We start from the raw sequence: 23,446 nt of genomic DNA, 5'->3' as shown, positions 1-23,446 counted from the left end.
GCGCCCTGTAAGAAATCCCGCCCCTCCCCGACTAAAGCTGTGAACGGGAGGGAAGCGCAGCATGCACGACGGTCGGGCAAGGCAGGACGCGCTCTACGCCGAGGCCGGTGCCGCGCATGCGCCGGCGATTGCCCGTCTCGCCCGCTCGGTAGAGGCCAATCCCGATCAGGCGCGCGATCTCGAGCAGGAAATCCATCTCGCTTTGTGGCGCAGCCTCGCCGGGTTCGACGGCCGCTGCGCGATCGCGACCTGGGTCTATCGCGTTGCGCACAATGTCGCCGCCAGCCACGCCTCCCGCGGAGCACGCGCGGCCAAGCTCGTCGCGCTCGACCACGAGGGCTTGCTCGCCGGGGACGATCCCGAGACCGAGATCGGCCATGCCCGCACGATCGAGCGTCTCAATGCGCTGATCCGCCGGCTCCAGCCGCCCGATCGCGAAGTGATGCTGCTCTATCTGGAGGGGCTCGACGCGCGCACGATCGCCGAAATCACCGGACTCGCCGCGAACCATGTCGCAGTGAAGATCCATCGCATCAAGGCGCTGCTCGCGGCACGTTTCCACTCCGGAGAAGCGGCATGATCGACTCCATCACCACCCTCTGGGCGCAGCAGCACGACGACGCCGTGCCGTTCGACGCCGAAGCGCTCGCCCGCGCCGACAGGCACTTCCGCCGCCGCATCCGCCGGCGCGACACGATCGAATATATCGCCGGGCTGCTCGCGTCGGGCGTGTTCGTCAACACCGCCATACAAACGCCGGACTGGGGCATCCGCATCGCCAGCGCGGCGATCATCCTCGGCGCGCTGATCGTGCTGTGCAATTTGTGGCGCCGTCGTCCGCCCGCGCACGATGGCGCACTCGGCGCCTCCAGCCTCGCCTTCCATCGGGCGACACTCGCCGCACAGCGCGACGCGCTCGCCACCGTCTGGCGCTGGTATCTCGCGCCGGTCGTCCCCGGCATGGTGCTGTTCCTGCTCGCGGTGCTGCGCGCCTCGGCCCAGCACATGCCCTTCTGGGCAGCACTGCTCGCGATCGTCGGCGTGGCTCTACCCGTCGTCGGTATCTTCTGGGGCATCCACCGCCTCAACCGTGCCGGTGCCCGCCGTCTTCAGGCGATGATCGATGCACTCGACCGCGGCGACCTCTGACGGCTACACTAATTCAGGGGAGATCTCCGAATGCGCCTGCTGCTGCCCTGCCTGCTTGCTCTCGCCCCTTCCGCGGCGCACGCGCAGACTCCGCCCGCCGCGCAGGCAGCGGCACCCGCGCCCGCCTTCGCGGCACGCACGAAGGAGCTCGCTACGCTGCTCACGGACGCCGCGGACTATGAGAGCTTCTTCTCGCCGGGCTTCCGCGCCGCGGTGCCCCGCGAGAAGTTCGAGCCTACCCGTACCAGCCTGCAGGAAGCCAATGGCCCGGTTGCGGGCGTGCGCATCCGGGCGATGACCTCACCTTGGACCGGCACGCTCGAAGTCGATTACCGCGATGCAGTCGCGACGGTGGAGATGGTGGTCGACGCTACCGAACCGCATCAGGTCTCCGGCCTGCGCATCACCAACATCAGCGGTCGCGAGAAGAGCATGGACGAAGTCGCCGCCGCAATCCGTGCGCTCCACGGCACTACCGGCTTCGCTCTCGCCAGGCTCGGCAACGGCGCACCCGAGCTGTTGATCCAGCACCAACCGGACCGCCCCTTCGCGATCGGCTCCGCGTTCAAGCTCGTCATCCTCGCCGAACTCGTCCGCGCCACCAATGCCGGCGAACGCAAATGGGACGACATGGTCACACTGGACGGCACGCCGCTCCCGGGCGGCGGCTATTTCATGAAGCCCAAGGGCACGCAGGTCTCCTTGCGCGAGCTCGCCACGCAGATGATCTCGATCAGCGACAACAGCGCGACCGACCTCCTGCTGCACACGCTGGGCCGCGAAAAGGTCGAGGCGATGCTCCCGGTGGTCGGCGTCAGGGATCCGGCGCGCAACCGCCCGTTTCTCGGCGCGCTCGAATTGTTCAAATTGAAGGGGATCGAGGCGAACAATCTCGCCACCCACTATCTCGCGGAGAACGAGGCCGGCCGCCGCCGCATGCTCGACGGCGAGATCGCCCAGCTGCCACTGCTGCTGATCAAGCCCACGCTCTTCCGTGACGGCAAGCCGGTGCTGATCGAGCAGCTCGAATGGTTCCTCTCGCCCGCCGATCTGGTGCGAGTGATGGACTGGCTCCGCCGTAACACCGAAGGCCCCAAAGGCGCCGACGCCCGGGCAGTGCTGTCGAAGAATCCCGGCATCGCGCCCGTGTCTGCCGGCAAGTGGCAATGGGTCGGCTACAAGGGCGGCTCGGAGCCGGGGGTGATCAACATGACGTTGCTGCTCCAGTCGAAAGGCGGCGACTGGTACGTGCTCACCGGAAGCTGGAACGATCCGGCGCAGGCCGTAGCGGACGCGCGCTTCGCCGGGCTGATCGGCCGCGCCGCCGAGCTGGCCGCCCCGGCGCCGTAGCGAAAGCATCGACCGAAACGATCAGGGAGAGACGGATGACTAACGGGTATGAACGCGTGACTAGGATGCGGACGGTACGCACGGCGATCTGGCTCGCGCTGGCTGCCCTCCCGCTCGACTCCCTCTCCGCCTTTGGCCAGGCGGCACCACCTATTGCCGCACAGGCACGCGACGGTTCCCATGATTTCGACTGGGAGGTCGGCAGCTGGACGACGCAGTTGCGCTATCTGCCGGAGCCCCTGACCGGATCGAACCGGTGGGTCGAATATCGCGGCACCAGCGATGTGCGCGCCCTGCTGGACGGCCGGGCCAATGTCGTCGAGCTGTCGGTGGAAGGTGCCTCGGGGCGGATCGAGGGCGTATCGCTCCGGCTCTACAACCCCAAGGCGCGCCAGTGGACGCTCAATTTCGCGAGTGTCCGGAACGGCCTTCTGACACCCCCGGTCACGGGCGCCTTCGACGAGAAGGGCAGAGGAACCTTCTACGGCGTCGACACCGTCAACGACCGCACGGTCCTGGTGCGCTTTGTGATCTCGGACGTCACACCGAAATCCGCGCGTTTCGAACAGGCGTATTCGGCGGATGGCGGGACGACCTGGGAAACGAATTGGATCGCAGTCGACACCCGGCGATGACCGGGGCGGTCTCGCGCCTCACCCCCGCATCCGCAGCCGGTGATAGGCCGCGCGCGTCGAGATCGCCGCGATCGTCACCAGTACGCCGATCCCAAGCACGCCCACGCCCAGCCAGAGGGGCACCACCTCCAAACCTCTGCGGTGGAGCAGCACCAGCAGCGCGCCGGCCAGCGACACGCCGATGCCCGTGCGCCGCAGCCTGAGCGCCACGCCGCGCAATTCGCGATGATAGGCCGCGCGTTGGGCCGGATTCTTCAGGTCAGGCGGCGCCACGCCATTCGTCCCGAAGCAGTCCGTAGAGCGCGGTATCACGCACCCCAATATGCGTCTCCCATTCGCCGCGCAGCATGCCTTCGAGCTTGAAGCCGAGCTTCTCGAGCAGCCCGCGCGACGCCGCATTCTCCGGATCGGTATCGGCAAACACGCGGCGCTGTCCTTCGGCGAAGATCTGGTCGATGACGGCGCTGACCGCCTCGGCGGCGATTCCGGTGCCCCAATGTTCGCGCAGCAGCATATAACCGATCTCGCTGACATTGCCCTGCCGCTTCTCGCCCGCCGCGACGAAACCGATCGCCCGATCGTCGCCCCTCAGCGTGATCGCCCAGCATCGCCACTCCGGCGCTTCCTTCGCCAGATGCGCGCGCGTCTGCTCGATCCGGTCGTGCGGACCGGTCGACCACCAGCGCATCAGTTCCGCATCGGCATAGGCCGGATGCAGCGCCTCGGCGTCAGCGAGAATACGCGGTCGCATCCGCAAGCGCGCGGTCTCCAGCACCGCTGTTTCCCGCGCGGTCACGCCGCCAGCGCGTCGACCAGCGACTTCACCTTCTTCTGCCGCCATTGCGGCAAGGGCGCGACCAGCCAATAGCCGAGCCGCGACGATTTGGGCTCGCCCACCGCGACCACGCGCCCAGCGGCTAGGTCGGCGCGGGCGATCAGTTCGGGCACCGTCGCACGCCCCAGCCCCTCGGCCGCGGCATCGAGCGCGAGCCCGGCATCGGCGACGCGGACCAGCGATCCGGCATCCTCGGCCAGGCATCCCGCCCAGGCGATCGGCGTGTCCATGCCCCCGCCCGGCCGCTCGACGGTGATCATCCCGTCGCTCTCCAGCGCCTCGCCCTCATGTTCGCCGGGGCCCTCGCCCCAGCGGATCGCGAGATCGAGATTGGCTTCGGTGAAGTCGATCGCCTCGTCGGCGGGCACCAGCATGAAGCGCAGTTCGCCGTCGCCCCGGGCGATATCGGCGAGCTTGGGCATCAGCCATTTGGCGGTCAGATCGCGCGGCGCGGCGATGGTCAGCGACTTGGACGATTGCCCCGCCTGCATCGCGCGCACCGATTCCTCGAACTGGAGGAAACCCGCCCGCAGCGCGACCAGTCCCGCCTCGGCCTCGGGCGTGAGTTCGAGCCCCTTGGTCGTCCGGCGAAACAGCACCACGCCCAGCGTGTCCTCGAGCGCGCGGATCTGCTGCCCTACCGCAGCCGGCGTGACTGCCAACTCGTCGGCCGCGCGTGTGAACGAGAGATGCCGCGCCGCCGCATCGAGCACGCGCAGTCCGTTCAGGGGCAGATGGGTTCTTTTCACTTGCTCCCCTCCCTGCAAGGGAGGGGCTGGGGGTGGGTGCGAGCCGAAGGCGAGCCCATGCCGGGCGAGAAGCTCGCCGAACGGGGCATCGAGCCCCGTCTGCCGAGACCCACCCCTTGATCCCCTCCCTGAAAGGGAGGGGAGAATGGCGGTGTGATCGTCCTCACCCCGTCACCGCCGGCGCCATCAACGCGAATTTCGGGATCGCCACGTCGAACGCCGCGCCGTCCTCGCCAATCATGTGATAGCTGCCCTGCATATGCCCGGTCGGGGTCGAGAGCGGACAGCCCGAGACGTAATCGAAGCTCGCGCCCGGCTCGATCATCGGCTGCTCGCCGACCACGCCTTCGCCTTCCACCGAATGATGCGCACCGCGGCCATCGGTGATCACCCAATGGCGCGTCAGCAACTGCACCGTGAAAGGCCCGTTATTCTCGATGCGGATATGATAGGCCCAGAACCAGCGGCCGCGCTGCGGCTCGGACTGTTCGGGAAGATAGGAAACCGACACGCGCACGACGATGCCGCGCGTCTCGGCCTCGTCGGTGAACAGCGCTTTCATCACCGCATCGCTCACAGTCCGACACGCCCCAACGCCTGATCGAGATCGACGATCAGGTCCTCGGGATCTTCGAGCCCGACATTCAAGCGCAGCATGCCTTCGGTCACGCCCATCTCGATCCTCTTCTCCTCGGCGACTCCCGCGTGGGTGGTCGACGAAGGATGCGTCATCAGCGAGCGCGAGTCGCCGATATTGTTCGAGATGTCGATCAGTTCGAGTGCGTCGAGCAGTCCGTGCGCCTGGCTGCGCCCCTCGACCTCGAACGAGAAGATCGGCCCGGCATCGTCCATTTGCCGGGTGAACAGATTGTGCTGCGGATGGCTGGGCAGCGCCGGGAAATTGATCTTCGGCACGCGCTTTTCGAGGAAGCGCCCCACCTTGAGCGCATTCTCGCTCTGCCGGCGGATGCGCAGGTCGAGCGTCTCCAGCCCCTTCAGCACCACCCAGGCATTGAACGGGCTCAGCGTCGGCCCGGTGTTGCGCGTGAAGGCGAGCAGCGTCTCGTTGATGAACTTCTCGCTGCCGGTCACTGCGCCGGCCAGCACGCGCCCCTGCCCGTCCATCATCTTGGTCGCCGAGTAGGCGATGACATCGGCACCGAATTCCAGTGGCCGCTGGAGCGCGGGCGTGGCGAAGGCATTGTCGACCACGCTGGTGATCCCGCGGGCCCTGGCGATGCCGCATACGGCTTCCAGATCTACCACGTCCATCGTCGGATTGGCCGGGGTTTCGAAGAAGAACACCTTGGTGTTCGGCCGGATCGCATCCTGAAACTGCTGCGGATCGCGCGCATCGACGATCGTCGTCTCGATGCCGAACTTGGGCAGCAAGGTATCGGTCAGCCAGCGGCACGAGCCGAACGCCGCGCGTCCGCCGACCAGATGGTCGCCCTGCTCGAGCTGGCAGAGCAAGGCCGCGGTCATCGCCGCCATGCCGCTCGCCATCGTCCGGCAGGCCTCGGCGCCTTCGAGCAAGGCGATCCGCTCTTCCAGCATCTGCACGGTCGGGTTCTGGAGGCGCGAATAGGTCATGCCCTCCTGCTCGCCCGCGAATCGCGCCGCGGCATCGCCCGCGCAGTCATAGGCATAGCCCGAGGTGAGGAAGAGCGCCTCGCTGGTCTCGCCGAACTCCGATCGCATCGTACCGCCGCGGATCGCCTGCGTTGCGGGCTTCCAGTTGCGAGTGACGCTGCGGTCCTGTCCAGTACGGCGTTTCATGGGAATCGCTTTGCCGGGCGGAAGCGCCCCGCGTCAACCAAGTCCGGCATGACGGGGACGAATTGATCGTTTATCCCCCGCGCATGCGCGCTCGCCTCAAGGCTCTCCAGACCCGTCCGTACCTCGTCGCCCTGCTGCTGGGGCTCGCCGCGCAAACGCTCTTCGCGGTCCATCTCGACCGGCCGAGCCGGATCATGTTCGACGAGGTGCATTACGTCCCCGCCGCGCAGGCGCTGCTCGCTCTCGAAGGCCCGCGCAACATCGAGCATCCGTTGGTCGGAAAGGAACTGATCGGCGCGGGAATCGTGCTGTTCGGTGATAATCCGGTCGGCTGGCGCGCCTTCACGACGCTCGCGGGCACCGCGACGGTACTCGGCGCCTTCGCATTCCTCTGGCTGCTCCTCGGCTCGATGCGCGCCGCCCTGGTCGGCGCGGTCCTCACCGCATTGAACCAGAGCGTGTACGTCCAGGCCCGTACCGCGATGCTCGATATCTTCCTCGGCGTGTTCCTGCTCTGGGCGATGGTGGTGATGCTCTGGGCGATGAAGGGCAGCTCCGCGCAGGTCCGCCGCCGCTGGATCGGCGCGGGGGTGCTGTTCGGGCTCGCGGTCGGCACCAAATGGGCTGCGATCCCCTATGTCGCGCTCGCCGGCCTCGCCTTCCTCGTCATCCGCCTCCGCGATGCGCGCACCGGGAGACCGCCCCATTGGCCCGGCCTCGGGCTCGTCTTCGGGCTGCTGATCCTCGGCGTGGTGAGCGTCGTCACTTATTTCCTGACGTTCCTCCCCGCCTTCTTCTACGAACGCGATCCGCTCACGCTCGCCGGCCTGATCCCGCTCCAGCAGGAGATGTACGCGCTCCAGACGCAGGTGCTGGCGAAGCACACCTACCAGTCCGACTGGTGGAGCTGGCCGCTGATGATCCGCCCGATCTGGTATTTCTACGAATGGGATCAGGGCGCCCAGCGCGGCGTGCTGTTGATCGGCAATCCGGTGATCATGTGGGGCGGATTGCTCGCCGTGCTGGCCTGCCTCTGGGCGGGGTTCCGCGAAAAGGCGGTCAGGCCGCTCGGCGTGGCCTTGCTCTGGATCGCCAGCCTCGGCATCTATCTCGTGATCCCGAAATCGATCGGCTTTTATTATTACTACCACCTCTCGGGCATCTTCCTGTGCCTGGTGCTGGCAGTGGCATTCCACCATTTCGACCGCGGCCGGGGCAAGGGCCGCGAGGAATGGTTCGTCTTCGCGGCTTTGGTCGCCTTCGTCTATTTCTACCCGATCCTCGCCGCCTCGGCGCTGCCGGACCCCCAGGGGTTCCGCAAATGGATGTGGTTGCCGACCTGGCCCTAATAGCGGCCCCAGGTGAAACGCGACGACAGCGCGAAATTCCACACCGCCGCCACTGCGATCCCGGCCAGCGCCGACACCCGCCAGTCGCCGTGCTGGACGTTGTGCAGGAACGCCGAGACCCCGACATTCGCCGCCGCACCCACCGCGCAGACGAGGCAGAAGCTCACCCAGCCGCCGATCAGCTCCCTGGCGCCCTTCAGCCGTTGCTCGCGGTAGGTGAGCGTGTTGTTGAGGAAGAAATTGAAGGTCATCGCGACGATCGTGGCGACGATCGTACCCGTGACGAACGGCCAGTCGAGCCCGCGGAACAGCAATCCGAGCACGACGAAATGCACCGCCGCCCCCAGCGCCCCGATCGCCGAGAACATCGCGAAGCGCACCGGCACGACCTTGCCGAACATCCGGTCGTAGAGCGCGATCAGATATTCCATCGCGACGACGTGATCGAGCTTGCTCTCGCCTTCGGTGCGGATGCGGAAGGTGTAGGGCAGTTCGCGGAACTTGAGCGGGCGCGGCGCCGCGGTCATGATGTCGAGCAGGATCTTGAAGCCGATCCCCGACAGGGTCGGCACCAGATCGCGGACGATCTGCGTGCGGATCATGAAGAAGCCGCTCATCGGATCGCTGAGATCGGCCTTGAGCACTTGCCGTGAAAGCCGCGTCGCGAACGCCGATTTGGCAACGCGGTCGCGATCCCATTCGCCGGTGCCGCCGCCCGCGACGAAGCGCGATCCGACCACCACTTCGAGGCTGTCGTCCCCCTCCAGCGCATCGAGCATCGCCGGCAGGATCGTCTCGTCATGCTGCAAGTCGCCGTCGATCACCGCGACGAACGGGGCGGCAGTCGCGCACATCCCCTCGATGCACGCCGAGGAGAGCCCGCGCCGGCCGATCCGCTGGATCACCCGCACGCGCTTGTCGAGCCGGGCCAGCTCTCGCGCCGCCGCGGCGGTGCCGTCGGGGCTGTCGTCGTCGACGAAGATTGCCTCCCAGTTGCGGCCTGCGAGGGCCTGGTCGAGCTTCGCGATCAAAACGGGCACGTTCGCCCGCTCGTTGAACGTCGGGATGACGATTGCAAGCTCGAGCAGGTCGGGGATCACGCGAGTTCGCGCAGCACGGCGTCGCCCATCTCGCTCGTGCTCAGGCTGCCGCCCAGATCCGCGGTCCGCGCGCCCTTTGCCAGCGCCGCACCCACTGCCTTCTCGATGCGCTGTGCCGAAGCCTCGTCGCTCAGGCTGTGCCGCAGCAGCATCGCCGCCGAGAGGATCGCCGCGCACGGATTGGCCTTGCCCTGCCCGGCGATGTCGGGCGCGCTGCCGTGGATCGGCTCGTACATGCCGTTGTCGCCGCTCCACGCCCGCAACGACGCCGAGGGCAGCATCCCGATCGAGCCCGCGCACATGCTCGCCTGATCGGAGAGGATGTCGCCGAACAGGTTTCCGGTGACGATCACGTCGAAATCGGTGGGGCGCCGGACCAGCTGCATCGCGGCATTATCGACATACATGTGGGTCAGTTCGATTTCGGGATAGTCCGTGCTCATCTCGTTGACCACGTCGCGCCACAGCTGCGAGGTCTCGAGCACATTGGCCTTGTCGACCGAGCACAGCTTGCGCTTGCGCCGCTTCGCCATCTCGAAGCCGACCCGGGCGATGCGCTCCACTTCGGCCTCGTTATAGCTCATCACGTCGAAGCCCTGACGCAGCCCCTCGACATTAGTGCGCCGGCCCTTCTCGCCGAAATAGACGTCGCCGGTCAACTCGCGGACAATGACGATGTCGAGATTGGCGACTATTTCGGGCTTGAGCGGCGACGCGTCCTCCAGACCCGGGAATAGCGTCGCGGGGCGAAGATTGGCGAACAGCCCCAGCTCGCGCCGGATTCCGAGCAGCGCCGCCTCGGGGCGAAGGCGGCGTTCCAGCCCCTCGAAGCGCGGATCGCCGATCGCCCCGAAGAGGATCGCGTTGGCGCGCTTGGCCAGCGCCAGCGTATCGGGCGGAAGCGGCCGCCCCGCCACGAGATATGCCGCGCCGCCGACCGGGGCCTCCTCGAACTGCAGCCCCAGATCGAGCGCTTCGAGCACGCGGCGCGCCTGGCTAGTGACTTCGGGCCCGATCCCGTCACCGGGCAGAACAGCAATCAGCGGCATCTAATTTCCTTCCTGCACCCCTCCCTCCTAGGGAGGGGCTGGGGGTGGGTAGCGGCAGGCGGGGCTCGATGCCCCGGCTGTCGCTCGCCTGTCCTGTGCAGGGCTCGCTGACGCTCGCACCCACCCCCGGCCCCTCCCTTGCAGGGAGGGGAGTTCGATGCCGCTTTGCCGACCCCTGCCGCGTTAGGCAACCGCCCGCATCAGCCGGTCGACCAATCGCGCGCGCGCCGTGCCGATTTCGGCGCCCTTGCCGATCAGCAGATCGCGCTGGAGGAAATGGCCGGTGAGCCGCAGCCCATCGACGATGTCGTCCCACTCCGCCGCGCCGCCGGCAGTGAGGAAAGGCGGCAGCCGCAGCAGTTTCGCCTCATAGCCTTCGGCGCCCACCCGGCTGACCGCCACGCCGCTCTTCGGACTGACGAAAGCGAGATCGTCGTTGCGCCCGGTCGCCGCACAATGGTCGAGATCGAGTCCGAAGCCGAGCTCGGCGAGCAGCAGCAGCTCGTAGCGCACCAGCGCCACGGCCCAGCCGCGCGCCGCCGGCGCCGCCTCGATCGCCGCGAGCACGCCGTCGAGCGCCGAATAGAGCCGCGGATAAGGCTGCGCGTCGGGAAGCACGGAGGCGGTCAGCGCGGTCGCCCATTGCAGCGCCGCGGCGGGCAGCGGCTCGCCGAACAAGGGCGCGCGGCTGTGGATCAGCTCGACGGTGAGGCCGGCCAGCTGCTCATCGGTCCGCGACCGCCATTCGCCGAGCACGAGGTTGGAGGGCTGGAGCACCGGGCGCAGCGCGCGCGAGCGGCCCCCGCGGACATAGCCCGGCTGCAGCCCGTCGCTTTCGGTCAACGCACGCACCACCGCGCCATGCTCGCCATGCGTGCGGACGCTGAGGAGAATGGCTTCGGCGCGCAGGTGCATGGGAATGCCCTACTAGATCCTCCCCGGAACGGGGAGGGGGACCATGCGAAGCATGGTGGAGGGGGAGCGCCGCGAGGGATTCCGCTGGGGAGAACCCCCTCCACCACCGCCTTCGGCGGCGGTCCCCCTCCCCGTGCCGGGGAGGATCTAACCGCCCCGCCGCAACCTCTTCGCGAATCCTCCAAGCCCAGCGCCCTGCACCAGCCGCTTGGCCCCAGCCACGCTGGAATTGAATCCCCCCAGCGCCGACATCACCGCCCGGTTCGCCAGAGTCGGCCGCAGCAGCAGCAGGTCGACGCATTCCACGCCGCCGGTCGCGAACTGGCGCTTGTGCTGTCCCTCGCCTTCGGTGAAATCGAACGCCGCGAAGCGCGCCTCGCCGAACAGATCCTGCATCGCCTCGAGCTGGAGCACGGCGCCCGGCGACCAGTCGTTGAACTTCGGATCGTGCCCGACATAGGCATAGATCACCGTATCGCCGTGGATCGGACAATAGAGATACGCCGCCGGCTCGCCCGCAATGTTGAGCAGCCACGCGCGCACCTGATCGGCCGCGGCAAGCGCCGCCATCGAGCGCAGAAAATCCGCCCCTTCGGGAAGCCCCGATCCCAGCAGCCGCTCCTGATAGGTCGTCGCCGAGATCGCCCGCGCCACGGGATGGAAGGCCGCCAGTTCCTCCGCCGTGCGGAAGCGCCGCACATCGAGCGTGCCGCCCGACGCCGCAGCGATCTTCTTCGCCTTGCGCCGCAATCCCTGTCGTGCGTTGGACGACAGGCCGGCGAACCAGCCGTCATAGGTCCCGGCGAAATCGAGATAATAGCGCGTGTAACGCTGGCGGACGAACGGCAGCATGCCGCCGGCCCCGGCGGCGAGCGCCGCCATCTGGTCTTCGGGCAGCGAAGTCACAATATACCCATCGGCAGCGCGATCGAGCGACGGGAGCACCGGGGCCGGCCCGCTCCGCGCCTCCGCCAGCGTGAGCGGCACCCGAACCAGCGATCGCCGCACGCTCAGCAATGTCCGCGCGCCGATCTCGAACTTGAGCCGCACCGGCTGCGCCTCGGCGCGCACGTCCTGCATCGCGTTCACGCCGCGCGCTCCTCGACCCAATTCGACCAAAGCTGCTCGGCCTGGCGCAGCCGCGTCCGCAGCACGCTCGGCGCGAGCGGCCTGTCGGCCCGCCCCAGCGCCATCTTCGGCCGATCGGCGAAATGCGTGGTCTCCAGCGCGCCGCGCCGTTCCGCGAGCATCCGGCAGAGCGCCTCGAAGCGCCGCACGTGCACGGCATTCGCCCGCGTGCCGGCGCGGTTGGCGAGTTCAAAGCCATGGCTCACCACGGTCACTGCGGCATGATCCTCGCGCACCGCATGGTCGAGCGCGGCCTTCATCTCGGCGGCCGACAGCGCGCAGATCTGGAAATGGCGGAGATGCCCCTTCTGGTCCTCGATCAAGGTCACCGGCACTTCGATCACGCCGCGATGCAGGACCGGGGCGATCTGGCGCGGTTCGAGCCCGATCGCGCTCGGCCACGGATGCTCGGAGCCGTTGTGGCTCGAATCATAGCTGAAATCGAGCCGCGCCAACGCCGCCAGCGTATCGTCGCTCGCCGAATAGGAGCCGGATCGGAAGGCGATCGGATCGGGCGCGCCCGCCGCCGCGAGCATGTCCGCCGCGCCCGAAATAAGCTCGACTTGCTCGGCGAGGCTATAGTCGATCAGCTCGAACGGCCCGTAAGTGGCGCCGCGATCACCGGCATGCGCGCCGGTCCAGTTGGGATGAAGGTGCAGCTGCACCTCCTGCCCCGCCTCCAGGATCGAGCCCACCACCCGCTTGATCGGCTCGAGCCCATAAACGAGCGCCGGCATCGGATCGACGAAGAAGCAGGCCTTGAGGTCGTGTTCGGCCAGCTGCCCGAGCTGCCAGCCCACTCCCACCTCCGCCGGTTCGAGCGAGCGCTGGACGATCGTCGCAGCATCCAGCCCGGCGACGTGGTGGCGCCACATCAGCTCGGTATCGACAGTCAGGAACACACGGGTCGGCATGGTGCCTCCGTAGCGCGCGCGAGTGAAGAAACTCCCAACCCGCTTACGGCTTGATCCCGTAGCGCGCATAATCCTCGTCGATTCGGGCCGACATCATCCGCGCCGCGTCGAGATCGTCAGCGCCACCTTTGGCATCGCCCAGATGTTTGCGGACCACGCCGCGCAGATAGAGGCTAGCCCCCTGCCCCGGCGACAAATCGAGGGCAGCGTCGAGATCGGCGAGCGCGTCTTCCATCCGGCCCATCCGGAAGTAGACCATGGCACGGCTGTCGTAGATCGAAGCCGGATTCTCGGTGAGCTCGATGCCCTTGGTGCAATCCTTGAGCGCAGTATCGAGCGCGATGTTCAACGTGCCCTTCAACCAGCAGCGCTCGTTGAGCAGATTGGCGTTACCCGGATTGACCTTGATCGCGGTGTCGAGCACCGCGATCGCCTCGTCGGCGCGGCCGGCTTCGGCGAGCAGCGATCCCTGCTGCGCGACGAAACCGAGTTTCTCCGATCCGCCGGCTTCGATCCGCGCCGCGAGTGCGGCGAGCGCTTCGTCGCGCTGGCCTGCGCGGAACTTCAGCGTCGCGCGCTGGCCCAGCCCCTCCGTCGAGCCGGGATCGAGCGCCAGCCCCGCTTCGGTGTCGGCCAGTGCGCCCTTGTCGTCGCGCAGCATCATCCGCATGCGCGCCCGCCAGAAATAGAGCCCGGTCGAGGGTTCGATCGCGATCGCCTTGTCGAGATCGGCGATCGTGCCCTTCCAGTCCCACACGCCGTCCAGAAAGGACGCACGGTTGATATAGCCGTGCGCCTTTTCGGGCGCATCGGCGATCGCTTTGGCATAGGCCGCCATGATCGGGGCGAAGGCGCCGGTACGCTTTGCCTCCGTAACCACTTTCCAGCGTGCCGGATAATCGGCCGGCGCGGCCACCGTCAGCAACCGGCTCTGCGCGAGCGCCACCTGCGCGCGCGCCGCGCCGAGATCGGCCGGCGCGATCTCCGCGCCATCGATCGACATGCGGTCCTCCAGCGTCGCCCAGCCGTCCGCCAGCGTCGCCTTGCGGTCGACAGTCGCGCCAGCAAGCTTCATCGGCAGCGTGCGATCTCCTTCGAGTTCGAACCCCACCCCCTTCCTGGGCAAGTGGACGCGAATCCGGTAAACCGACGCCATCGGCATGGGCGACGTCGCGACCGGAATGTCCTTCCATGCGGTGCGCGCGCGATCGGGCGTGAAGCTCATCTTGGGCAACATCTTGTCGAGCGTCGTGCGCATCCGCCCGTCGATCTTCTGCCACGGCGTCGACAGGATGCCCTTCGCGCTGATCGTCGCGCTCGCCGTCTCGGCATCATAGGTCACTGCGCGCTCGCCGATCAGCGCATCGCCCAGCAGGCCGCCGACCATCATCTGCGCCATCGACGAAAGCTGCTCCTTGTCGGCCTGTGCAGCGCCGGCATGGTACATCTCCGCCATCGCGCCGTGCACGGTGAGCCGGAACGAGAAGGGCGTCGGCAGGCTGAGGCCCGCGCTCTGATCGAGTTCGATATCGACTTCGCCCATCGGCCGCGCCGGTGGCTGCATCGCGATCGGCATCAGCCCGGCCCCTTCGCTGCGGAGCGGCAGGACATTGCGGAACGGCGGGGTATCGTCGAGATCGGCCAGCCGACTGCCGCCCCCGGTGCCGTCCAGCCACAGGCTCCTGCCGCCGATCGCCGCGCGGACGATGACATGGTCGAACGCGGCGGCGCTGGGCAGCCGCTGCGCGACATGATCGCCCAGGCTCATGCTCGCCACCACCGGCTCGGCCTGGATCCCCAGCCCGTGCAGGATCGCGAGCAGCAGCAGCGTCTTGGCCTTGCAGTCGCCATAACGCAGCGACCAGGTGTCGGCCGGCTTTTGCGGCGTGTAATTGCCGCCGTCCATGCCCTTGAAGAGATAGCGGATCTCGTCCTGCACCAGCCGTAGCGCCAGCGCGGCGCGCGTGCGCGGATCGCGCGACTGGGCCGCGATCTTCGCGACTTCGGCGGCGAGCGGACTTCCCGCGGCAATCAGCCCGTCGGTCTTGTAGAGCGGCGCCATCACCTTCGACACCGCGCTCCAGTCGGCGAAGCTCGTCGCCTCGAGGATCGAAAGCTTGCGATAGCGCGCAGGCGCATCGTCGGGCAGCTCGGCTGGCTTGGCCAGCGGAAGGGCAATCTCGATCTCGTTGAAGCCGCCGCGCTCGACGACCTTGGGCGCCAGCCCGTCGGCATAGCCGCGCCATTTGAGTTCGGTCCCTACCGGCCAGGAGAGCCGCGCGCGGGCGAACTTGGCGCGGCCCGGCGCGGCGATCAGCGGGATCGCGGTCTGCACGTTGCCCTGCAGCGCCTTGTCCTTGCTCGTCACCGAATAGCTCAGCCGCAGCACGTCGCCGACGCGCAGCCCCTCGACCGTCATCGTCGCGGTCAGCGTACCGTTGAGCTGCCATTGCTCGAGCTGTTCCTCGCGGCGGAGCACCTGGAAGCGCTGGCCCGCGGCGATCAGGTCGATATGCTCGCCGCCGCGGATGATCTCCGCGCGGTGGACGATCAGGTCGCCGGCGTCGGGCTGCCAGGGCAGGGTCACGGTGCCGAGATCGCGCATGGTCTGGGTCGAGACGACGCGCGTTGCCTGGTCGGTATATTCCCAGACCTGCCCGTCGCCGACGCGCTGCTGCTGGTCCATGATCACCAGCGCCGGATCGGCGTCGGTCAGCTTCGCCGCGTCGGGCGCCGGCGCGGCGATCACCCAGCCAGGCGCTGCCTGATATAGCGGCTTGTCGCCCGCCCACGCCACAGCGGGGGCGCATACCAGCACCACCGCAACCGTCATCCGCCCCAACATTCAAAAGCCCCCGTTCAACTGCCTCGAACCTAGCGGTTTCCCCCATTGGCTCAATAGGCGATCAGGCGCGATTTCCGTGCAGTTTCGGTGCACCGTCACGTTCAGCGCGAATGGAAATAATCGTAGAGCTGCTGCGCGACCGCTGCCGACACACCGGGGGCCTTGCGCAAATCCTCGAGACTCGCGCCGCGCACCGCGCGTGCGGTGCCGAAATGCATCAGCAGCGCCTTCTTGCGCGCCGGGCCGATGCCGGGGACTTCATCGAGCGGGCTCGCGCCGATCGCCTTGGCGCGCTTGGCCCGGTGCGCGCCGATCGCGAAGCGGTGCGCCTCGTCACGCAGCCGCTGCAGGTAGAACAAGACCGGCGAATTGACCGGCAAGGTCAGCTCGCGCCCGTCCATCAAATGGAACACCTCGCGCCCCTCGCGGCCATGATGCGGCCCCTTGGCGACCCCGACGAGGCACACATCCTCGATCCCCAGATCCTCGAGCACGCCCTTCACGGCGTTCAATTGCCCGCGCCCGCCGTCGATCAGCACCAGATCCGGCCAGGTCTCGCTCTGCCGGTCGGGATCCTCTTCCTGCGCGCGGGCGAAGCGGCGCGAGAACATCTCGCGCATCATTCCGTAATCATCGCCGGCGATCGTCTCGGCGCGCTTCATGTTGAACTTGCGATACTGCCCCTTGCGGAACCCTTCCGGTCCCGCGACGACCATCGCGCCCAGCGCGCTGGTGCCCTGGATATGGCTGTTGTCGTAGATCTCGATCCGATCGGGCGGCTCGGGCAGTTCGAAGATATCGGCGATCTCGGCGAGCAATCGCGCCTGTGTGGTGCTCTCCGCCATCCGTCGGTCGAGCGCCTCGACGGCGTTGCGCTGCGCCTGTTCGAGCAGCCGGCGGCGCGGCCCGCGCTGCGGCACGCCCAGCGCCACCTTGTGCCCCGCGCGCTCCGCCAGCGCTTCGCTCAGCAGCTTCGCCTCCTCCAGATTGCGGTCGACGAAGATCGTCTTGGGCGGCGGCACTTCCTCGTAGAATTGCATCAGGAACTGGCTGAGCACTTCGTCCTCGGGCACGTCGTTGGTGTGGGCGGGGAAGAAGCTGCGATGCCCCCAATTCTGCCCGCCGCGGATGAAGAAGGCCTGGATCCCCATCACCCCCTGCTTGCACGCCAGCGCAAAGATGTCGGCGTCGCCCACACCCTCGGCGTTGATCGCCTGGCTGCCCTGGATGAAGGTGAGCGCCTTCAGCCGGTCGCGCAGGATCGCCGCCAGCTCGAAATCGAGATTCTCCGCCGCGGCCTGCATCTGCTCGCCGAGCTTGGCCTGCACCTTGGTCGACTTGCCCTGCAGGAAGTCGCGCGCGTCGCTCACCAGCTCGGCATAGCCCGCCTCGTCGATCCGCCCCACGCACGGCGCCGAGCAGCGCCGGATCTGATAGAGCAGGCACGGGCGGTCCCGGGTGGCGAAGAAGCCATCGGTGCAGCTCCGCAGCAGGAACAGTTTCTGCAATGCGTTGAGCGTTTTCCGCACCTGCCCCGCTCCCGCGAACGGCCCGAAATAATCGCCCTTGTAGCGCCGCGCGCCGCGATGGAGCTGGACGCGGGCGAAGGCATGATCCTGCCGCAGCAGAATGAAGGGAAACGACTTATCGTCACGCAGCAGCACGTTGTACGGCGGGCGATAGCGCTTGATCAGCTGCGCCTCGAGCAGCAGCGCCTCGGCTTCGTTGTTGGTGGTGACGATCGTCATCGACCGCGTCTGTGCCACCATCCGCTGCAGCCGCTTCGAAAGCCGCTGGACCTGCGTATAGTTGTTCACCCGGTTCTTGAGCGCGCGCGCCTTGCCGACGTACAGCACATCGCCGCGGGCATCGTGCATGCGGTACACGCCGGGCCTCACCGGCAGCGTCTTCAGTACATTGCGGATCGCCGCCACGCCGGCATCGAGATCCGGAGCCCCCTCGCCGCGAACGGCATAGGTGGCCTTTTCCTCATTGAAGCGATTGGGAGAATTGGGGTCGGACATGCGCGATCGGGATTTAGGCGCGCGCGCAACTCGCGGCAACTTGAACCGTCACACCAACGTGTCATACTGCGCTCAAACACCATGGGAGAGTCGCCGTGAAACTGCTCGTGACCACTGCCCTGCTCGCGCTCGCCGCACCGCTCGCCGCCGGCGCCCAGACCGTCCCCGCACCGATCCAGACCGCGCTCGCCGATCCCGGTCGCCCTGCCACGGACAAGGAACGCGACGCCGCGCGTCACCCGGGCGAACTCCTCGCCTTTGCCGGCGTGAAGCCCGGCGACAAGGTCGCCGACTTCATCATGGGCGGCGGTTATTTCACGCGCATCCTCGCCAAGACGGTCGGCGACAAGGGGCATGTCTATGCCTATCAGCCCGCCGAGTTCATCAAGTTCAAGGCATCCTATGCCGACGAGCAGAAGGCCGCGGTCGCGGGCTATGCCAATGTCACGCCGCTCAGCGATTCGCTTGGCACCGTGAAGTTCGCCGAGCCGCTCGATGCGATCGTCACCGTGCAGAACTGGCACGATCTGCACCTCAAGATGTCGCCCCCGGGCTTCGCCGCCTCGATGGCGAAGCGCCTCTACGACACTCTCAAGCCCGGTGGCGTATTGCTGGTCGTCGACCATGTCGCCGCCGCCGATCCCGGCTTCGCGGTGCCCGACAAGCTCCACCGCATCGATCCCGCCGCAGCGCGCGCCGAGATCGAGAGCGCAGGGTTCAAGTTCGACGGCAGCCTGCCGCTGCTCGCGAGCCCGGCCGATCCGCACACGGCCAGCGTGTTCGACCCCTCGATCCGCGGCAAGACCGATCAGTTCGTCTACCGCTTCCGCAAGCCTGGCTGAGACGGCGCAGGGCTAAGCGGCGACCGCCGTGCCGTCCAGCGCTTGCCGGACACGCATGGCGAGTTGTGCCACGGTGAAGGGCTTGGTGAGCAGCGCCAGTCCCTCGCCGAGCATCCCGTCCCTGACGATGCCGTCGCTGGGATAGCCGCTCATGTACAGCAGCCTGATCTCGGGGCGCACCTCCGCGACGCGTTCGGCAAGCCGCGATCCGCCCATCCCCGGCATCAGCACGTCGGTGAGCAGCAAGTCGACGCGCGGCTGGCCCTCGAGCAATGCCAGCGCCGCATCGCCGCTCGGGGCTTGCAGCACGATATAGCCGAGCTCGCGCAGCGCATCGACGGCGAGCTCCCGCACCTTTTCGTCGTCGTCGACCACCAGCACGATCTCATTGTCCCGGGCGCAGGGCAGCCGCGTCTCGGGGCCGGCCTGCCAGCGGTCGTTCTCGCTCGCTTTTCCGGCATAGCGCGGCAGGAACAGATGCACCGTCGTCCCCAGTCCGGCGTGGGATTCGATCGTGACGTGCCCGCCCGATTGCTTGACGAATCCATAGACCTGGCTCAGCCCGAGTCCGGTGCCCTTGCCCAACGCCTTGGTGGTGAAGAACGGCTCGAAGGCGCGCTCGCGGACCTCGGGCGGCATGCCCTTCCCGCTGTCCTGCACCGTGATGCGCACATAGTCGCCGGGCGCCACATCGGGATGCGTCGCGGCATAATCGCGGTCGAGGCGAACATTGGCCGTGCTGATGCCGAGCTTGCCGCCCTCGGGCATGGCGTCGCGCGCATTGACGCACAGATTGACCAGCGCGCTCTCGAGCTGGCCGACATCGGCGAAGATCGCCCACAGCCCGATCGCCGGATCGACCTGGAAGTCGACCTTGCCGCCGATCGTTCGGCGCAGCAATTCCGATAGCCGGCGGATCAGCTGGCTGGCGTCGAGCGCGGTCGGCGCGAGCGGCTGGCGGCGGCCGAAAGCGAGCAATTGCGAAGTCAGCTGCGCGGCGCGCTGGGCACCCGCCATCGCCGTATCTAGATGCTGGGTCGCGCGCTTGGCGTCCTGCTCGATCCGCCGCCGGGCCAGGTCGAGCGAACCGATCACGATCGCCAGCATGTTGTTGAAGTCGTGCGCGATACCTCCGGCGAGTTGGCCGATCGATTCCATCTTCTGGAGCTGGCGGAGCTGGGTCTCGGCCACTTCGCGGCTCGCGGCCTCGGCGTGCAGCCGCGAATTCGCCGCGGCGAGTTCGTCGCGGCCGGCCGAAGCGTGTCGCGCCTTCGCCAGCGAGAATCGCGTGAACGACACGCCGAGCACGATCGCGCCGACCGCGCACAGCAACAGCCAGCCGGAGAATATCTTGGCCTGCCGATCCGCCGCGGCGATCCGGTCGTTCAGCAAACGAGCCTTCTCGGCCTTCATCTGCGCGATGATCGTCCGGCACCGCGCGGCGACCGGCCGATCCAGCACCGCGCGCGCCGACTCTCTTGCCTCGTCGGTCCGTCCGGATTGCACCAGCGCCAGCCGCGCGTCGGCATCCGCCAGTCGCCCGCGCCAGCAGCGATCCAGCCGCTCGGCGGCCTGACGCTGCCTTGCATCGTCCGCCATCTGCGTTTTGAGCGCGGCCAATTCCGCATGGAGCTTGGCCCGTGCCGCATCGAATCGGATCCTGAAGCGCGAATCTGCGGAGAGAATATAGCCGCGCTCCGCCAGCAAGGCCTCCTGCGCGCGCGTGAGCACCCCGCTGAGTTCTTCCTGTATCTGGAGTCCATGTATTATCTCGGCGCCGGCGCGTCGCTCGGCGCGGAACAGATAGAAGGTACCGATCGCGGCCGCACAGATCAGCATCAGCCCCGAAAGAAGGACAATGCGACCCACATCGAAGCGCTTACCGGCCATTTTCTCTGCTTTGCGCAACAAACATAGAAGAGCAAACGAATTCGCAGCCCTATTAGACTATTCGCCTCCGTAAGATTAACTACCAATAGCAATTCGCAAATTACGTAAGCGTCGCACCAGAGATATTGTTACATGAGCGACTAGTTCTATGCCGCCGGACGGCTCACTGACCGGCCTCGCGCTCTATCCGGTTGGCCTCGGCTTCAATCCGATTCATCTCGGCGGCGACGCGCGCCTTGACGTCCTCGGCGGCGTAGCGATCGTGCGACGCACGCTGCCAAGCGAGCATCGTGGCAATCGCCGCCAATGCCAGCGCGATGCCGCCGCCGATGCCCAGCCAGCGCAGCGCGCCGCGGTTCGGATCCCTTGGGGCATGGAGCCTGCCCCGTCGCTTCGATGTCATGCCGCAAGCCTAGCACGGCAGCCGCCGCCTGCCAGTCCCGCGATGCCCCCCCGGATGTTTCTGGGTTGAACAGCAGGACGCCCGCGCAGTCAGCGCGCGCTCGACTGCGCGGCCGACATGGCGGGGGATCTGGAGGAGTGGCTCCGGGCGCGGCGCGCCGGAACGCTCAGTTGAGCCGGCCGAGCCCCGATATGGTCTTGTCGACCAGTGCCTTGTCGGCGCCGGCATCGTGCTTGTCGGCGATGATCGCCGCGGCGGCGCGGGTCGCCGCTTCGGCGGCCTTGGTGCGGACGGTCTGGATCGCGGCGCGCTCGGCGGCGGCGATCTTGTCCTCGGCCATCTTGGCGCGGCGGGCGGTCAGCTCGGCGGCGTCGGCCTCGGCCTTGGCGAGGACGCCCTTGGCTTCCTCGTCGGCATGGGCGAGCATCGCCTGGGCCTGCGCTTCGGCGCCGGCGATCTTCTTCGCATATTCGTCGCGCAGCGCCTCGGCCTCGGCGCGAAGCTGCTTCGCCTCGTCGAGCCGGTTGCGGATCGCCGCGATCTGGTTGTCGAGCCCGCGGGTGACCAGGCCCGGGACCTTCTTCCAGATCAGGATCAGGAGGAACGCCGCCATCGCGATCGACACCCAGACGGTCGCGTCGAGCCCGAAGATTGACGGATCGGGGTGATGCGCGCCGGTCGGCCCGACGCCGCCCTCGGCCGCGGTGATCGCATGCTCGCCGGTGTCGCGCACCGGCATGCCTTCGCCGTGCTTCGCTTCGGTCAGGTTCTCGGAAACGGTGTCCGACACCGCCGGATGTGCTGCCTCAGCCATTGAGCGCCGCCTTCACTGCCTTCTTGGCCTCCGCGGCCGTTACCTTGGCGCCAGAGAAGCGCGCGACGATGTCGCGTGCCGCATCGGCTGCCACTGCTTCGATCTCGGCGCCCGCTGCGGCGCTGGCTTCGGCGATCTGTGCCTCGGCCGCCGCGATGCGGGCATCGGTTTCGGCATGCGCCGCGGCGAGCCTTTTCTCGGCGGCCGCAGTGCCCTGCGCGCGTGCCTCGGCGATGCGCTTCTGCGCGGATTCGCGCGCCGCATTCTCTTCAGCCCGCCACTTCTCTTCCGCATCGTCGGCAGCGGCACGCGCAGCCTCGGCGGCGGCGAGGTCGCCGGCGACCGACTGGTCGCGCGCGTCGACCGTCGACAGCACCTTGGGCAGCATGATCTTGCCCACGACGAAGAAGACGAAGCCGAACGTCACGAGCAGCCAGAAGATCTGGGACGCGAAGGTCTCGGCGAGCTGGGAGATCTGAGGCATTGGGTTTCCGTATCAGTCCTTCCCCGTTCGCCCTGAGCCTGTCGAAGGGCGCCTGTCCACAAGCTTCTCGCCTGTGGGGCGCCCGGGCTTCGACAAGCTCAGCCCGAACGGGGTGGATCTATTTACGCGACGAAGATCAGGATCATCGCGACGACGAACGCGAGCAGACCGAGCAGTTCGGCGGCCGCGAAGCCGATGAACAGGCGGCCCTGCTGACCGTCGGCCGCGCCCGGGTTGCGCAGCGCGCCCTCGAGGAAGCTGCCGAACACGTTGCCCACACCGATGGCGGCCATGCCGGCGCCGATCGCCGCGAGACCTGCACCGATGAGCTTGGCTGCTGCTGGATCCATTTTTCTAAACTCCTGCTTCGAACTTGTTGGTTGGTACGGTTTACGGAAAAAACTCAGTGCAGATGCTCGGCGTCGTTGATGTACAGCGACGTGAGCAGTGCAAAGACATAGGCCTGGATGCCGGCGACGAGGATCTCGAGCGCCGAGATGCCGACCATCAAAGCGAAGCTGGGGATGCCGACGCCGAGGCCGGGGATGAGGCCCGCGTTACCGGCGTTGATCACGAAGCCCGCGAGCACCTTCAGAAGGATGTGCCCGGCGATCATCGCGACGAACAGTCGCAGGCCCAGCGAGAACGGGCGCACCATGAACGAGACGAACTCGATCGCGGGGATCAGCCAGATCAGCCAGAGCGGGGTGCCGTGCGGCACGAACAGCTTGAAGAAGTGAAACCCGTGCTTCCAGAAGCCGACGATCAGCACGATCGAGAAGCTCATGATCGCCAGCACGCCGGTGACGGTGAAGTGGCTGGTGAAGGTGAACGGGTGGATGCCCACCAGGCCCAAAGGCAGCAGCCCGAGCACGTTGGCGAACAGGATGAACATGAACAGCGAGAACACGTAAGGGAGGTATTTGCGGCCTTCCTTGCCGATGTTCGCCGCGAGCATCGAATCGATGAAGCCGGTGAAGTTCTCGACCAGCATCTGCCAGCGGCCGGGCACGACCGCGCGCTTCATGCCCCCGAGCATGAATGCCCAGAGGACGAAAGCCGCGACGCACATCCACAGCGCCGAGTTCGTGAAGGCGATCTGGTGCCCGGCAATGTTGAAGCCGTCCCAGATCGTCTGCACCTCGAACTGGTGCATCGGGTCGATCTTGCCTGATTCAGCCGCCACGCTTGT

Annotated in this window: 24 protein-coding genes; 6 read left to right on the top strand and 18 right to left on the bottom strand. The window is 67.3% G+C overall.

Annotation, left to right across the window (positions count from 1 at the left end; genetic code table 11):
• Positions 1–61 precede the first annotated feature (61 nt).
• The 4 genes from ASE13_RS03290 to ASE13_RS03275 are packed head-to-tail and all read left to right on the top strand — an operon-like array spanning position 62 to position 3,134.
• Entirely contained in the window at positions 62–580 is a 519-nt protein-coding gene (locus ASE13_RS03290) for an RNA polymerase sigma factor (RefSeq protein ID WP_056611383.1), read from the top strand.
• On the top strand, positions 577–1,149 hold the full coding sequence (locus ASE13_RS03285; RefSeq protein ID WP_056611381.1) for a hypothetical protein: 573 nt from the start codon (positions 577–579) through the stop codon (positions 1,147–1,149). The genes ASE13_RS03290 and ASE13_RS03285 overlap by 4 nt, the downstream gene beginning before the upstream one ends.
• A gap of 30 nt (positions 1,150–1,179) precedes the next feature.
• A complete protein-coding gene (locus tag ASE13_RS03280) occupies positions 1,180–2,499 on the top strand; it encodes a serine hydrolase (RefSeq protein WP_056611379.1) in 1,320 nt (439 codons plus the stop codon).
• A gap of 35 nt (positions 2,500–2,534) precedes the next feature.
• Complete coding sequence (locus tag ASE13_RS03275; protein WP_200955555.1) at positions 2,535–3,134, top strand: hypothetical protein; 600 nt, start codon at positions 2,535–2,537, stop codon at positions 3,132–3,134.
• A gap of 18 nt (positions 3,135–3,152) precedes the next feature.
• Here the strand turns inward: ASE13_RS03275 and ASE13_RS03270 are convergent, their stop codons facing one another.
• The 5 genes from ASE13_RS03270 to ASE13_RS03250 all read right to left on the bottom strand — a co-directional run bounded on the left by ASE13_RS03270 (position 3,153) and on the right by ASE13_RS03250 (position 6,497).
• Entirely contained in the window at positions 3,153–3,407 is a 255-nt protein-coding gene (locus ASE13_RS03270; RefSeq protein WP_056611373.1) for a hypothetical protein, read from the bottom strand.
• Entirely contained in the window at positions 3,394–3,885 is a 492-nt protein-coding gene (locus ASE13_RS03265) for a GNAT family N-acetyltransferase (RefSeq protein WP_056611369.1), read from the bottom strand. The genes ASE13_RS03270 and ASE13_RS03265 overlap by 14 nt, the downstream gene beginning before the upstream one ends.
• Positions 3,886–3,926: 41 nt before the next feature.
• A complete protein-coding gene (locus tag ASE13_RS03260; RefSeq protein ID WP_056611366.1) occupies positions 3,927–4,718 on the bottom strand; it encodes a LysR family transcriptional regulator in 792 nt (263 codons plus the stop codon).
• Between the two features lie 163 nt (positions 4,719–4,881).
• Positions 4,882–5,280 (bottom strand): Co2+/Mg2+ efflux protein ApaG, encoded by a 399-nt coding sequence (gene apaG, locus ASE13_RS03255; protein WP_056614630.1) that lies wholly within the window; start codon positions 5,278–5,280, stop codon positions 4,882–4,884.
• Positions 5,281–5,291: 11 nt separating this feature from the next.
• On the bottom strand, positions 5,292–6,497 hold the full coding sequence (locus ASE13_RS03250; RefSeq protein WP_056611364.1) for a trans-sulfuration enzyme family protein: 1,206 nt from the start codon (positions 6,495–6,497) through the stop codon (positions 5,292–5,294).
• 83 nt (positions 6,498–6,580) lie between these two features.
• On the opposite strand from ASE13_RS03250, the gene ASE13_RS03245 reads away from it, so the two are divergent.
• A complete protein-coding gene (locus tag ASE13_RS03245) occupies positions 6,581–7,846 on the top strand; it encodes a phospholipid carrier-dependent glycosyltransferase (RefSeq protein WP_056611361.1) in 1,266 nt (421 codons plus the stop codon).
• Here the strand turns inward: ASE13_RS03245 and ASE13_RS03240 are convergent.
• The 7 genes from ASE13_RS03240 to uvrC all read right to left on the bottom strand — a co-directional run bounded on the left by ASE13_RS03240 (position 7,843) and on the right by uvrC (position 17,821).
• Complete coding sequence (locus ASE13_RS03240) at positions 7,843–8,943, bottom strand: glycosyltransferase (protein ID WP_056614627.1); 1,101 nt, start codon at positions 8,941–8,943, stop codon at positions 7,843–7,845. The two genes, ASE13_RS03245 and ASE13_RS03240, sit on opposite strands and share 4 nt — an antisense overlap.
• On the bottom strand, positions 8,943–9,995 hold the full coding sequence (gene leuB, locus ASE13_RS03235; protein ID WP_056611357.1) for a 3-isopropylmalate dehydrogenase: 1,053 nt from the start codon (positions 9,993–9,995) through the stop codon (positions 8,943–8,945). The genes ASE13_RS03240 and leuB overlap by 1 nt, the downstream gene beginning before the upstream one ends.
• 183 nt (positions 9,996–10,178) lie before the next feature.
• Positions 10,179–10,910, bottom strand: a complete 732-nt coding sequence (gene recO, locus ASE13_RS03230; protein WP_156404716.1) for a DNA repair protein RecO — start codon at positions 10,908–10,910, stop codon at positions 10,179–10,181.
• Positions 10,911–11,057: 147 nt separating this feature from the next.
• Positions 11,058–11,990, bottom strand: coding sequence for a GNAT family N-acetyltransferase (locus tag ASE13_RS03225; protein ID WP_082596579.1), 933 nt, complete (start codon positions 11,988–11,990; stop codon positions 11,058–11,060).
• A 5-nt stretch (positions 11,991–11,995) separates the two neighbouring features.
• A complete protein-coding gene (locus ASE13_RS03220; RefSeq protein WP_056611348.1) occupies positions 11,996–12,952 on the bottom strand; it encodes a hypothetical protein in 957 nt (318 codons plus the stop codon).
• Between the two features lie 43 nt (positions 12,953–12,995).
• A complete protein-coding gene (locus tag ASE13_RS03215; RefSeq protein ID WP_056611345.1) occupies positions 12,996–15,797 on the bottom strand; it encodes a DUF3857 domain-containing protein in 2,802 nt (933 codons plus the stop codon).
• A 101-nt stretch (positions 15,798–15,898) separates the two neighbouring features.
• Positions 15,899–17,821, bottom strand: a complete 1,923-nt coding sequence (gene uvrC / locus ASE13_RS03210; protein ID WP_056611342.1) for an excinuclease ABC subunit UvrC — start codon at positions 17,819–17,821, stop codon at positions 15,899–15,901.
• A 95-nt stretch (positions 17,822–17,916) separates the two neighbouring features.
• Here uvrC and ASE13_RS03205 point away from each other — a divergent pair, with 95 nt between their 5' ends.
• On the top strand, positions 17,917–18,663 hold the full coding sequence (locus ASE13_RS03205; RefSeq protein WP_056611339.1) for a class I SAM-dependent methyltransferase: 747 nt from the start codon (positions 17,917–17,919) through the stop codon (positions 18,661–18,663).
• A gap of 12 nt (positions 18,664–18,675) precedes the next feature.
• Here ASE13_RS03205 and ASE13_RS03200 read toward each other — a convergent pair whose 3' ends face one another.
• The 6 genes from ASE13_RS03200 to ASE13_RS03175 form a co-directional block, all read right to left on the bottom strand.
• On the bottom strand, positions 18,676–20,553 hold the full coding sequence (locus ASE13_RS03200; RefSeq protein ID WP_082596337.1) for an ATP-binding protein: 1,878 nt from the start codon (positions 20,551–20,553) through the stop codon (positions 18,676–18,678).
• A 163-nt stretch (positions 20,554–20,716) separates the two neighbouring features.
• Positions 20,717–20,956: a hypothetical protein gene (locus ASE13_RS03195; protein WP_056611336.1), complete on the bottom strand. Its 240-nt coding sequence runs from the start codon at positions 20,954–20,956 to the stop codon at positions 20,717–20,719.
• Positions 20,957–21,122: 166 nt separating this feature from the next.
• Positions 21,123–21,770 carry a hypothetical protein gene (locus ASE13_RS03190; protein ID WP_056611333.1) on the bottom strand — a complete coding sequence of 216 codons (648 nt, stop codon included), beginning with the start codon at positions 21,768–21,770 and terminating at the stop codon, positions 21,123–21,125.
• On the bottom strand, positions 21,763–22,254 hold the full coding sequence (locus tag ASE13_RS03185; protein WP_056611330.1) for an ATPase: 492 nt from the start codon (positions 22,252–22,254) through the stop codon (positions 21,763–21,765). Before ASE13_RS03185 ends, ASE13_RS03190 begins: the two co-directional genes overlap by 8 nt.
• 122 nt (positions 22,255–22,376) lie before the next feature.
• Positions 22,377–22,604 carry a F0F1 ATP synthase subunit C gene (locus ASE13_RS03180; protein WP_029936520.1) on the bottom strand — a complete coding sequence of 76 codons (228 nt, stop codon included), beginning with the start codon at positions 22,602–22,604 and terminating at the stop codon, positions 22,377–22,379.
• 53 nt (positions 22,605–22,657) lie between these two features.
• The gene (locus ASE13_RS03175) at positions 22,658–23,440 is read right to left on the bottom strand and encodes a F0F1 ATP synthase subunit A (RefSeq protein WP_056611326.1); all 783 of its coding nucleotides are present in this window, start codon (positions 23,438–23,440) and stop codon (positions 22,658–22,660) included.
• Between the last annotated feature and the right edge of the window lie 6 nt (positions 23,441–23,446).

Source organism: Sphingomonas sp. Root241, from assembly GCF_001428865.1.
Lineage (GTDB): Bacteria > Pseudomonadota > Alphaproteobacteria > Sphingomonadales > Sphingomonadaceae > Sphingomonas.
Note: the sequence above shows the minus strand (reverse complement) of the source record. Positions and strands in the feature narration are given on the sequence as shown.

Coding starts and splice junctions, on each gene's coding strand:
- ASE13_RS03290 (WP_056611383.1), top strand. CDS start 62: ATGCACGACGGTCGGGCAAGGCAGGACGCGCTCTACGCCGAGGCCGGT.
- ASE13_RS03285 (WP_056611381.1), top strand. CDS start 577: ATGATCGACTCCATCACCACCCTCTGGGCGCAGCAGCACGACGACGCC.
- ASE13_RS03280 (WP_056611379.1), top strand. CDS start 1,180: ATGCGCCTGCTGCTGCCCTGCCTGCTTGCTCTCGCCCCTTCCGCGGCG.
- ASE13_RS03275 (WP_200955555.1), top strand. CDS start 2,535: ATGACTAACGGGTATGAACGCGTGACTAGGATGCGGACGGTACGCACG.
- ASE13_RS03265 (WP_056611369.1), bottom strand. CDS start 3,885: ATGCGACCGCGTATTCTCGCTGACGCCGAGGCGCTGCATCCGGCCTAT.
- apaG (WP_056614630.1), bottom strand. CDS start 5,280: ATGAAAGCGCTGTTCACCGACGAGGCCGAGACGCGCGGCATCGTCGTG.
- ASE13_RS03250 (WP_056611364.1), bottom strand. CDS start 6,497: ATGAAACGCCGTACTGGACAGGACCGCAGCGTCACTCGCAACTGGAAG.
- ASE13_RS03245 (WP_056611361.1), top strand. CDS start 6,581: ATGCGCGCTCGCCTCAAGGCTCTCCAGACCCGTCCGTACCTCGTCGCC.
- leuB (WP_056611357.1), bottom strand. CDS start 9,995: ATGCCGCTGATTGCTGTTCTGCCCGGTGACGGGATCGGGCCCGAAGTC.
- recO (WP_156404716.1), bottom strand. CDS start 10,910: ATGCACCTGCGCGCCGAAGCCATTCTCCTCAGCGTCCGCACGCATGGC.
- ASE13_RS03225 (WP_082596579.1), bottom strand. CDS start 11,990: ATGCAGGACGTGCGCGCCGAGGCGCAGCCGGTGCGGCTCAAGTTCGAG.
- ASE13_RS03220 (WP_056611348.1), bottom strand. CDS start 12,952: ATGCCGACCCGTGTGTTCCTGACTGTCGATACCGAGCTGATGTGGCGC.
- ASE13_RS03215 (WP_056611345.1), bottom strand. CDS start 15,797: ATGTTGGGGCGGATGACGGTTGCGGTGGTGCTGGTATGCGCCCCCGCT.
- uvrC (WP_056611342.1), bottom strand. CDS start 17,821: ATGTCCGACCCCAATTCTCCCAATCGCTTCAATGAGGAAAAGGCCACC.
- ASE13_RS03200 (WP_082596337.1), bottom strand. CDS start 20,553: ATGGCCGGTAAGCGCTTCGATGTGGGTCGCATTGTCCTTCTTTCGGGG.
- ASE13_RS03195 (WP_056611336.1), bottom strand. CDS start 20,956: ATGACATCGAAGCGACGGGGCAGGCTCCATGCCCCAAGGGATCCGAAC.
- ASE13_RS03190 (WP_056611333.1), bottom strand. CDS start 21,770: ATGGCTGAGGCAGCACATCCGGCGGTGTCGGACACCGTTTCCGAGAAC.
- ASE13_RS03185 (WP_056611330.1), bottom strand. CDS start 22,254: ATGCCTCAGATCTCCCAGCTCGCCGAGACCTTCGCGTCCCAGATCTTC.
- ASE13_RS03180 (WP_029936520.1), bottom strand. CDS start 22,604: ATGGATCCAGCAGCAGCCAAGCTCATCGGTGCAGGTCTCGCGGCGATC.